At 47.5% G+C, this 1,992-nt stretch carries 1 protein-coding gene and 1 pseudogene; both read right to left on the reverse strand.

Annotation, left to right across the window (positions count from 1 at the left end; translation table 11 throughout):
* A pseudogene (locus tag QZL69_RS05905) lies at window positions 1–347 on the reverse strand (ATP-grasp domain-containing protein); the annotation flags it as partial.
* 2 nt (window positions 348–349) lie between these two features.
* Window positions 350–1,992, reverse strand: a 1,643-nt coding sequence (locus tag QZL69_RS05910) for a pyridoxal-phosphate dependent enzyme (RefSeq protein ID WP_291518588.1), incomplete at its 5' end; no start/stop codon positions are given.

Here is a 1,992-nt window from a genome sequence, read left to right on the forward strand (position 1 = left end):
TGCACGCCTCCTGCCATAAAAGCTTCTTTCATCTTAAATTTATCATTGCTGATATCAGCAGCTCTGGCTGACGGACCGATCAGCCCCATCTTCTCACAGGTGTATCCAAGTGCACGCACGCCTGCATCCAGACAACAGGTTGCAATGCCATCGATTCCCTTTTCCTGTGCTGCTTTAAGGATTGCCTCCGGATTGGTGATGTCTGCATAGACGCTCTCATCTGCCACTGCAAATCCCGGCCAGTCTCCCGGTGTGCTGGCGGCTACGGTTGCTGCGCCAAGCTTCCTGGCAGCTTCATAAAGAGGGAGCTGAGAATAACTCGCTCCCAGGATCATTAATTTTTTCATGCTTATTTATCCTCTTGTTCAAGAAAGTCAAAAAACAGAGGTGTTCCTCCTGTATGAAGAAACAGGATCTGTTTTCCCTGGATTTGATTCTCTTCCAGATATTTAACCATACCATAAAAAGCCTTTCCTGTATAGGTCATATCAAGAGGGATTCCTTCACTGCCATAGATCTGACGGATCAGATCTGCTGCCGGTTCTGACCATGCACCATATCCGCCCTCCATATAGGAATCTGTAAAATGGATATGGTCTTCCAGATCGTCCGGAAGTGTTCTGTGGAATTTTTCTGCATATTCTCTGAGATTTCCGGTGATGACTTCCCTGCCTCTTGCGGCATTTCGGGAAACGGAGATCCCCACGATCCTGCGGTCATCTCCCTGACGCAGACTTCCCGCAAGAAGTCCGGACTGTGTCGCATTTGTACTGGATGCAAGAAAAATATAGTCAAAATGAACACCGTGTCTGTTTTCGTAACAGCAGATCTCGTCATACACAGCTTCGTAGCTTCTCATCGGAACCCATTCTCTGCCCTGGCCTCTGGAATTCCCGTAAATATAATACGGTTTGTATCCCTTTTCACGCAGTTCTGCCATAGCCTGTTCCACTGCTGCTGCGATTCCCGCCTTGCCGCATGGGATCTCTACAACTCCCATCTGCCGGATGATACGGCTGTTACTCGTCTCTCTGTCTTCTTTGATATCCTCAGTATTATGGACCATATAGCACGGGATCTCCAGCTCATGACAAAGCGTTGCAAGGATACGGCAGAGATTGGAGTGATAATTTCCGTAGATGATCATGCTGTCGCAATGCTCTTCCTGCATATCTTCCACAAACTTCCGCGCAAAACGCACCTTGTTTCCACCAAAAGCAAACGGAAGAAGATCATCTCTCTTCATAAAAAATGTATTTTTGCCATCATTATAGCGGAGTTTCTGAACCGGTGTGTCAAAAACATGGATTGGATTTTCCCACGGTCCATGATGAAGGAGTGTTTCCATCTCTTCATAAGACTCTGCCTGCAGGATAAAAAATCCCGGACGGCTGCCGCTGTCTGTGATGCTGGCGGTTTTTACATCGCCCTCGATCACAACTTTTTTGAGATTAGATGGATGATTCTGTTTGATATCATTCAAAAGACGCAGGTCATTTTCATTCATCAGGAAACGGATCGCAGATATATGCGGCTCATTCGCTTTGATGACAGGCGGATTTCCGGCTGCGGTGTCCACAACCATGCCCACAAAATCCTGTCCGGTCGAAAGAGGTACAAGGTCGGAACCAATGCAGTCGCCGCCCATACGTGACCCGATCTCTATAATGCGGATCTCGCCTTTTTCATTGATCCTGAGTTCACTGTGTCCCGCTCCAAATTCCACTCCCAGTGCATCCAGTGCACGAAATACGGTCTCTTCTACCTGCTTTCTTATATCATCTGTCAGTGGAGCCGGCTGTAAATGACCAACCTCGATATAATGCGGACTTCCAGTCGTAAATTTCCTGGTGATTGCAAGGCAGGTGTGTTTTCCCTGATAGCTGATCGTTTCCACACTGTATTCTGCTCCGGAAATATATTCTTCCACGATCGCTTTCTTCTCAAAAGACTGTGTGATCGCGGCTTCGATCGCTCCCGGAAGTTCAGACG

Source organism: Blautia sp. CAG:237 (genome assembly GCF_000436615.1).
Classification (GTDB): Bacteria; Bacillota; Clostridia; order Lachnospirales; family Lachnospiraceae; genus Blautia_A; species Blautia_A intestinihominis.